This is a genomic window from Bacillus sp. JJ1764, assembly GCF_036962145.1.
GTDB lineage: Bacteria > Bacillota > Bacilli > Bacillales > Cytobacillaceae > Neobacillus.
Map to the genome: position 1 here is coordinate 1 of NZ_JBALNY010000050.1, position 8,834 is coordinate 8,834.

General features: G+C 40.1%; 10 protein-coding genes. 4 read left to right on the plus strand and 6 right to left on the minus strand.

The features are described from left to right. Nucleotides 1-55 precede the first annotated feature (55 nt). Entirely contained in the window at nt 56-574 is a 519-nt protein-coding gene (locus tag V7083_RS08070; RefSeq protein WP_335476886.1) for a methylated-DNA--[protein]-cysteine S-methyltransferase, read from the minus strand. A 374-nt stretch (nt 575-948) separates the two neighbouring features. Between V7083_RS08070 and V7083_RS08075 the strand changes: the two genes are divergently transcribed. Both V7083_RS08075 and V7083_RS08080 read left to right on the plus strand, forming a co-directional pair. Continuing rightward, complete coding sequence (locus V7083_RS08075; RefSeq protein WP_335476888.1) at nt 949-1,527, plus strand: Crp/Fnr family transcriptional regulator; 579 nt, start codon at nt 949-951, stop codon at nt 1,525-1,527. Between the two features lie 181 nt (nt 1,528-1,708). Beyond that, nucleotides 1,709-2,677: an NAD(P)-dependent alcohol dehydrogenase gene (locus V7083_RS08080; RefSeq protein ID WP_335476890.1), complete on the plus strand. Its 969-nt coding sequence runs from the start codon at nt 1,709-1,711 to the stop codon at nt 2,675-2,677. A 103-nt stretch (nt 2,678-2,780) separates the two neighbouring features. Here V7083_RS08080 and gatB read toward each other — a convergent pair whose 3' ends face one another. From gatB to gatC, 3 genes are read right to left on the minus strand one after another with little or no spacing between them, the layout of a single operon-like run. Further along, nucleotides 2,781-4,208: an Asp-tRNA(Asn)/Glu-tRNA(Gln) amidotransferase subunit GatB gene (gene gatB, locus V7083_RS08085; RefSeq protein ID WP_335476893.1), complete on the minus strand. Its 1,428-nt coding sequence runs from the start codon at nt 4,206-4,208 to the stop codon at nt 2,781-2,783. Between the two features lie 13 nt (nt 4,209-4,221). Further along, the gene (gene gatA, locus V7083_RS08090) at nt 4,222-5,679 is read right to left on the minus strand and encodes an Asp-tRNA(Asn)/Glu-tRNA(Gln) amidotransferase subunit GatA (protein ID WP_335476895.1); all 1,458 of its coding nucleotides are present in this window, start codon (nt 5,677-5,679) and stop codon (nt 4,222-4,224) included. 16 nt (nt 5,680-5,695) lie between these two features. Next, on the minus strand, nt 5,696-5,989 hold the full coding sequence (gene gatC, locus V7083_RS08095; RefSeq protein ID WP_335476897.1) for an Asp-tRNA(Asn)/Glu-tRNA(Gln) amidotransferase subunit GatC: 294 nt from the start codon (nt 5,987-5,989) through the stop codon (nt 5,696-5,698). 183 nt (nt 5,990-6,172) lie between these two features. Between gatC and V7083_RS08100 the strand changes: the two genes are divergently transcribed. Beyond that, nucleotides 6,173-6,829, plus strand: coding sequence for a lysozyme family protein (locus V7083_RS08100; protein WP_335476898.1), 657 nt, complete (start codon nt 6,173-6,175; stop codon nt 6,827-6,829). On the opposite strand, the gene V7083_RS08105 is transcribed toward V7083_RS08100, so the two are convergent. Continuing rightward, nucleotides 6,826-7,305 (minus strand): VanZ family protein, encoded by a 480-nt coding sequence (locus tag V7083_RS08105; RefSeq protein ID WP_335476901.1) that lies wholly within the window; start codon nt 7,303-7,305, stop codon nt 6,826-6,828. The genes V7083_RS08100 and V7083_RS08105 overlap by 4 nt on opposite strands. 72 nt (nt 7,306-7,377) lie before the next feature. Here V7083_RS08105 and V7083_RS08110 point away from each other — a divergent pair, with 72 nt between their 5' ends. After that, a complete protein-coding gene (locus V7083_RS08110) occupies nt 7,378-7,830 on the plus strand; it encodes an OsmC family protein (protein ID WP_335476903.1) in 453 nt (150 codons plus the stop codon). 284 nt (nt 7,831-8,114) lie between these two features. Here the strand turns inward: V7083_RS08110 and V7083_RS08115 are convergent, their stop codons facing one another. Then, the gene (locus V7083_RS08115; protein WP_335476905.1) at nt 8,115-8,552 is read right to left on the minus strand and encodes a YueI family protein; all 438 of its coding nucleotides are present in this window, start codon (nt 8,550-8,552) and stop codon (nt 8,115-8,117) included. Between the last annotated feature and the right edge of the window lie 282 nt (nt 8,553-8,834).

The window sequence follows — 8,834 nt, forward strand, 5'->3', positions numbered from 1 at the left end:
GTTTGCTCATCTTCAGACTTAGCCTTGTTTTTTGAGGCTCTTACTTGTCCGAAGTTTATCTTTGCTCTAGCTCCAACAATTGCTTTTTCATGTCCAACCCGCCCCGGAAGCCGGTTAGTTTGCCATTTTTTCCAATTACCCGATGACATGGGACTGTGATTAAAACGGGGTTAGCTCCGATTGCTGCTCCGACTGCGCGGACTGCTGCTGGCTTTTGGATTCTCTCGGCAATATCCGAATAGGATCTTGTCTCCCCAAATGGTATCTCACAAAGCGCCTTCCAAACCGCAACCTGAAACGGGGTGCCTCGAAACTCCAATGGCATCGTAAAGCTTGTTCGCTCCCCTTTTAAGTATTCAATCAGTTCTGCCACATAAGGCTGCATTTTTTCATCTTCCTGGACAAGAGGCTGTTCCGGAAATTGCTTTTCCGCCCATGCGGCTAGTTCCTCAAAAGTTCTATCTTGCGGGCTAATGAAGCACAATCCTTTTTCCGTGGCAGCCATATACAATTTCCAATGATCATATATTAATAAAGTCCAATAAATTGCTGAATTTCTGTTCTCCAACTCCATCACCTCTCTACAAAATATTATACCTTGACCCCAATCAAACGTTTAATTAAAAACGAGGAGAATGCTTAAAAATTCCTATTTTTCCTAAATCAATCATAAAAAAATTGTCGTTTAATCAAACGTTTAATTAAATCGTGCAAGCCTATTTTTAATAAAGACTTTTTCCCGGGAAATGTTGAAAAAGAATGTCGATTATTTCCCCTACAAAAAACGCAGTAAATAACGGAGATGATAACTAGCTAAACCTTTTATTTTACTTATTGTAACAACACATCAATAAAAAGATGCTTAAGTAATTTTATCTAAAACGGAAAAATAATTGGGTGAAAATGTTAAAATATTCAAAGGAAATATCTATTCGAAAGGAAGGGAAAATGAATAAAATTCTCTCAAAATATATGACTAATTTTACTTCACTCAGTGAAGAAGAGCAGCTGGCCATTACAGACGGTTTACAAATTGTTGAATATAAAAAGGGAAAATACCTTCTTAAACAAGGAGAACGATCCGATATTAAATGCTATTTTGTTTTAAAGGGGTGTGTCAGGCAGTTTTTTATCGATGAAAACGGTAAGGAGGTAACATCAAAATTTTTTACTGAAGAACAAGCTATTCCAATCATCAACGAACAGAACGGAAATGATGTATCAAAGTATTCATTAGTATGCCTAGAGGATTGCCTATTAGTTGTTGGCGATGTGGATTCTGAAAAAGCAATGTTTAACCAGTACCCACAACTGGAAACTATGATTCGCAAAATGATAGAAATTAACTTAAGTGAAATACAAGAACAGTTCGGGGAATATATTCATTCTTCTCCTGAGGAACGATACGAATCCATTTTAAGAAAACAACCTCAGTTGGTTGACCGTGTACCACAGCATCAATTGGCGAGTTATCTCGGAATCACTCCTGAGTCATTAAGTCGAATTAAAAAGCGAATAAAGAAATAACAAAATAAAGATCATCTACATTTCGCAATCATCCCTCCATTAAGCAGCATCCAACCATCATGACCACAAAATTCTTAAAAATTAACTTAAGTCAATGAAAGGTTTTAAGACCCTTGTTACGATTAAATAAAAATCAACAAGGGGATTTTTGATTTTTATTGGGAAATTGGAGGGAGTATGTATGAGAGCAATAGTTTGTGAAAAGTATGGTTCAGCCGATGTTCTTGAATTAAAAGAAATAAAAAAACCCATCCCCACCGAGAATCAAGTATTGGTAAGGGTTTATGCAGCATCCTTGAACTATGGTAACTTGGTTCTTTTGCAAGGCAAACCCTTCCTGGCTCGCTTCGCTTTTGGACTAACAAAACCAAAATACTCCATACCTGGAGGTGACATAGCTGGCATGGTTGAAGCAGTTGGTCAAAACGTTAAACTATTTAAAGCGGGTGATGAAGTATTTGGAGACCTCTCTGGTTATGGCTGGGGCGGTTTTGCTGAATATGTAACTGTCCCCGAAGACGCTTTATCCTTAAAGCCGACCAACATAACCTTCGAGGAAGCTGCTGCGGCGCCTATGGCAGGGGTAACTGCCTTACAAGGGCTACGGGATAAAGGTAAGCTTACATCAGGACAAAAGGTATTGATTAATGGTGCATCTGGCGGTGTCGGTACTTTTGCTGTGCAAATTGCTAAATCACTTGGGGCAGAGGTAACTGGTGTATGTAGTACAAGAAATGTAGAGATATTGCGTTCAATAGGAGCCGATCATATCATTGATTATAAAAAAGAGGATTTCACCCAAGATGAGAAGTGTTACGACTTAATCCTTGGAGTGAATGGTTCTCATTCTATTTCAGCGTATAAACGTGTCCTAAAACCACATGGCCGTTTTGTTCACGTTGGAGGTTCCGAATCCCAATTATTTCAGGCATTGTTTCTTGGACCTTTTATATCAATGACAGGAAGCAAGAAAATAAGTAATCTGTTACAAAGAGCAAACCAAAAAGACCTAAATGATATAAAAGAATTGCTTGAGACGGGTCAAGTAAAACCCATCATTGATCAACGTTTTAGGTTAAGTGAAATCACGGAAGCATTCAACTATTTTCAAGAAGGCCACGCTCAAGGCAAAGTAGTCATTACGGTATAATTTAAAAGCCTTAATCATGCTTATGTAATTGGCATTGGTCAATATAAAAAAGCAATGCGAATTTCATATGCATTGCTTTTTTATGGTTTTTATCATGGTTATCTTATCGTTTCTGCAACTCCTGCTGCAGTAATTGGTTGACCATTTGCGGATTGGCCTGTCCTTTTGTCAGCTTCATTATCTGACCAACAAGGAATCCAGTTGCTTTTGCTTTTCCACCTTTGAAATCCTCAATCGATTTAGGATTGTTATCAAGAACCTCGGTGATGATTTTTAGAAGTGCTCCTTCATCAGAAATTTGTACAAGACCTTTTTCTTTTACAATTTTCTCAGCATCTCCACCGTTTTCAATGAGTTCTTTAAAAACAGTCTTAGCAATCTTTGAAGATATCGTGCCATTTTCAATCAGCTTAATCATGCCTGCTAAGCCTTCCGGAGTTAGTGGCACATCATGTAGTTCTTTTCCTTCGGCATTTAAATATCCGGAGACTTCACCCATAATCCAGTTGGAGGCCATTTTCGCATCTGCACCGGCATGAACCGTAGCTTCAAAGAAATCAGCTGTTTCTTTGATAACCGTTAATACCTTGGCATCATAAACTGGCAGACCAAGCTCCTCCACATACCGTTTTTGCCGCTCATCTGGAAGTTCTGGAATTTCTGCACGAATCCGCGCCTTCCAATCTTCATCAATATAAAGATCGAGTAGGTCCGGTTCTGGGAAGTAGCGGTAATCATCTGAACCTTCTTTTACACGCATCAGAATGGTCGAACCTGTGGCTTCATCAAACCGACGTGTTTCCTGGTCAATTTTTCCTCCGCCTGAAACAACTTCACGCTGACGCTTTTCTTCATATTCCAGTCCTTTGCGGACAAAGTTGAAAGAGTTCAGGTTTTTCAATTCTGTTTTCGTCCCAAATTCCTCTTGCCCTACAGGACGAATGGAGATATTGGCGTCACAGCGAAGTGAACCTTCTTCCATTTTACAATCAGACACACCCGTATATTGAATAATCGACTTCAATTTTTCCAAATAAGCATAAGCTTCATCCGGGGTACGGATATCTGGCTCAGATACTATTTCAATCAATGGTGTTCCTTGGCGGTTAATATCCACTAAAGAATAACCCTTTTCATGGTTTAGCTTACCGGCATCTTCTTCAAGATGAATTCTGGTTATGCCGATCTTTTTCGTGTATCCATTAACCTCAATTTCAATCCAGCCGTGCTCACCGATTGGTTGATCGAATTGTGAAATCTGATAAGCTTTTGGATTATCCGGGTAAAAATAATTCTTCCGGTCAAACTTCGTGTTTGTGGCAACTTGACAATTCAGTGCCATGGCCGCTTTCATGCCGTAGTCGACTACCTTTTTATTCAAAACTGGCAATACTCCGGGATAACCAAGGTCGATTACACTTGTATTAGTATTCGGTTCCGCTCCAAAATGGTTTGGGCTGGCCGAGAAAATCTTTGATTCCGTTTTTAATTCTACGTGAACTTCAAGTCCAATTACTGTTTCGAATTCCATGAATGGTCACCTCCTACAATTCCGGCTTTTGTTTATGATAATCTGTTGCTTGTTCGAATGCATGAGCCACGCGATAGACGGTTGCTTCATCAAAGTGCTTGCCGATAATTTGCAACCCTAGTGGCAATCCGGCTTCAAAGCCGCATGGTACAGAGATTCCCGGAACCCCAGCAAGGTTCACCGGAATGGTTAAAATATCATTCACGTACATCGTCAATGGGTCGTCAATGTTTTCACCAATTTTAAAGGCAGGTGTTGGTGTTGTCGGTCCAATAATGACATCATATTTTTCAAAGACATTCTCAAAGTCTTGTTTAATCAGTGTGCGAACCTTTTGTGCCTTTTTATAGTAAGCATCATAATAACCAGAGCTTAATGCAAAGGTTCCAAGCATAATCCGGCGTTTCACCTCATCGCCAAAGCCTTCTGCTCTTGTCTTTTTATAAAGATCTAATAAGTTTTCAGCATTTGGTGTACGGTAGCCGTAACGGACTCCATCAAAACGGGCAAGGTTTGCCGATGCTTCTGATGATGACAATAAATAATAAGCGGCAAGTGCATATTTGGAATGTGGAAGAGAAACTTCTTCCCACTTAGCACCAAGGCCCTCAAGCACTTTTAGCGCAGCTAATACGGACTGACGAACGGATTCCTTTACCCCTTCGCCCAGGTATTCTTTAGGTACAGCAATTTTTAACCCTTTTACATCGCCCGTTAAGGCCCCTGCAAAATTCGGAACATCCACATTTGCAGATGTTGAATCCATTGGGTCAAGTCCTGAAATAGCTTGTAAAAGAAACGCATTGTCTTCGACTGTTCTGGTAATTGGCCCGATTTGATCCAAGGAAGAGGCAAATGCGACTAACCCAAAACGGGAAACACGGCCATAGGTGGGTTTCATCCCTACAACACCGCAAAAAGCAGCTGGTTGGCGAATGGAACCACCAGTATCAGATCCAAGTGAAAATAGCACTTCACCTGCAGCTACAGATGCAGCGGAACCACCTGAAGAACCACCCGGAACCCGGTCAAGATTCCAAGGGTTACGTGTTTTTTTGAATCCGGAATTTTCATTGGAGGAGCCCATGGCGAACTCGTCCATGTTTAATTTTCCGATTGTGACAGTTTCGGCCTGTTGCAGTTTCTGAACTACAGTAGCATCATAAATAGGGTCAAAGTTTTCGAGGATCTTGCTGGCACAAGTGGTTCGCAAGCCTTTAGTGACAATATTATCTTTTACCCCAATCGGCATTCCAAACAGTAAGCCTTTTGCGGAATCTGATTGCAGTTTTTCATCCATGATTTCTGCTGTTTGTCTTGCTTGCTCTTCGTTTAATGTCAGAAAAGCTTGGACCTTGTCTTCAACTTGAGCAATACGTTTATACGATTCATCCACTAAATCTGATACTTTTAGTTCTTTCTTATGTAAAAGTTCATGGAGATCGGATACTTTATGATCAAATAAACTCACCTTACTAATCCTCCTCTTACTCCCCTAAAATGGCCGGAACCTTAAATTGGCCGTCCTTATGCTCTGGTGCATTTTTTAAAACTTCCTCGCGTGGCAATCCCTGCTGCGGAATATCCTCACGCAATACATTTTTCATATCCAGTACATGGTATGTTGGCGCCACATGATCTGTATCAAGCTCATTTAATTGCTCCGCAAATGTGATAATGGCATCCAGCTGCTTTGTGAATTTTTCAGTTTCTTCATCGGTGATGGCTAATCGCGCCAAATTAGCGACGTGTTTAACCTGTTCCGTTGTAATTCGTGACATGTCCAAGACCTCCGTTCGTCGAATATTCATAATAATGATAATATCAAACTTTTCCGCTTCACCGCAATGATTACCATTACAGTATAGACAATTATCCATAGTTTACATGCAGTTTTTTACCTGACAGTTTTAATTATCTTCCTTTATAATGTCTGTGAGACATATTTAGGAGAGAAATTAATCATGAGAAAACACAGACGAAAGAAACGTAATATGGTTTTCGTACTGTTTTTGACCTTTTGTGCATTAGCAATGTTTCAACATTATTTTCAACTGCAAAAGCCTGCTCCCCTTGAAAAAATGGACCCATTTGCGGGTGTAAAAAAATATAGAACTCTGTTATATGATGAATTAGCCAAATATAATCTGCAAGAGCACACCGACGTTCTAATAGCCGTGATGCAGCAGGAAAGTCACGGACAAGGTGGAGACCCCATGCAAGCTTCCGAATCAGTCGGCCTTGCGCGGAACTCCATTCAAGATCCGAAGCAAAGTATTGAAGCTGGGGTAAAGCATTTTCAGCAAGTTCTTTCATACGGCAATTCGAAAAAAGTAGATTTCCCTACGATTATTCAGGCCTACAACATGGGCAGAGGCTATATTGATTTTGTAGCACAACATGGCGGAAGACACAGCGAAGAACTGGCGAAGCAATATTCTCTTTTAAGAGCCCAAGAAAACCCAACCCTATATAATTGCGGAGGTGATAAGAAAAACTTCCGCTATCCTTATTGTTATGGTGATTTTACCTATAGCACGAAGGTCAGCCACAATCTACAATTATTATCTGACAGCATCCCTGTGAATGGGGATGGCAATCAAACTGGTGGATCATTTTAGTGAAACTGCCGGTTTCTTTTTTGAAAATGGATAAAAAGATTTGTAATTTTATAAGGTAAGTATCCTAATATTCCTCCAACAGTGTTTAAGATTAAATCGTCTACATCAAAACTGCCAAACTCAAAGATTAACTGCAGCATTTCATATGTCAAACTTAAGCAAAAAGTAGCAACGGCCACTGCACTAAGCTTTTGGAAGTTTTTCGAAAGGAAAGGTAAAATAAAGCCAAATGGCACAAAACCAATGACATTCCCTATTAAATTTTCCATTCGAATCGATACATTGACATCTGCCAGATAGAGATAAAAATAAATGGTTTTGAAAGGCACAAAATTATTGGACCGCCAGTGGTATTCATTGTATGTAAAGTTAAAATGATGAATAATCTCGGAAAGTGGGATATATTTAAACAAGATTAACTTGGTCAGAATAGCAAGATACATACAAAGAATTAAAAACATACTCCATTTTCTCATTCAGTCACTGCTCCATTTTTTACATATCAATGTAAAGATACCATACTTTTGAGTTTAAAGGGGGATTTTATCGTGACAGAACATGTATTTCATTTAAAGGCAAACTGGCCAGGGTTGCGAAATGATGTTGGTGACATAAAAGTGGGAAATTTACAGACACAAGTTTCGATCCCGCTAGAAATGGATGGTCCGGGTGTGGGAACGAACCCGGATGAAATGCTGCTAGGTGCTGCTGCAACCTGCTATATAATTACGTTGGCGGCGATGATGGAGCGAAGCGGGCTTGAAAAAGAAACCCTCACGATGGAATCGGAAGGGATTGTCGAAGTTACAAAAGGGGTTATTACTTATAAAAAGATCATTCATCGACCGCGTGTTGTGTTGCGGTCTGGGGCATCTGATAAGGATCGGGAATTGGCGCTTCGGCTTGCGAAGAAGGCAGAAACCTCATGTATGATCAGCCGGGCCGTAAAGGGAAATGTGGAAATTGACCTTGAGGCCACAGTGGAAGTAGCTGTAGGTTAGTGTGGATTAACTTTTATGAGGTGTACTTTATAACGACCTTTGGGTTAAGATCTTTTGCCTGCACGGTTGTTATGAGCATTTTTATAACGACCTTTGGATCAATTCTTCACAGCGGTCGGCTTTATGATTCTTTCATAACGACCTTTACTTCGATTTTTTAACCAGGGCGGGCTTTATGAACACTTCATAACGACGATTTCCCACAATATTCCCCCGCGAACCTGGGTTCCAAATGAACCCCATAACAAAAGCCCATAGATTCTTGAATCACTATGGGCTTACTGCTATTTTTTTCTTTTAAAAAGCTTATGAAACCATCCTTGACTCTTATTAGCTTCCGGAATAGTGATCGGGGTATTTGTGATATAAATATCCTCTTTGTCAATGGCATGGTCCATGGCTAGCACTAATCCGATGTCAGTGTCGTGTTCTTTATTCGTGACAATAGTATGGCTGATTTTCCGTTTAGAGGCTAATTTTATATACTTCGAGTATTGTTCATACCCCATATTTCCGTTTAAAAACAAATGGGCTTCAGGGTACTCTTTCATCAATTGTTCAACTTGAGGATATACCTTTGATTCTGCCACCTGATTTTTTGTAAGGGCGACGATAATTCGCTCTCGTAGGGATCCTAAGTATTTCCGGCGCTCTTCCGGTTTGGTTTCAAGTGGGCCGGATATACCTTGCTGCAGGATCTCATCAACAGTTTGCTTGTTCAAAAGAAATCAACTCCATTAACCAGAACTACTTATTACCTATGATAGTACATGAAGATTGGTTCCTTTCCAAATTTTTAGTGCATTCTATTGATGACACTTTTGGAAAAATGTTTATGGTTCAGGCTTCAAGGGGGGCCAATTAGCAACCGTTTGAGGCATTATTCCTTTGGTACTGTCGTCAAGATGCTTTATTGATGACCTCTTTTTGAGGATTCTCTTCCTCTTCGTCGCCAAGGTGCCCTATTGGCGACCTCTTTTGGAAGTTTCCCTTGCCCATCGTCG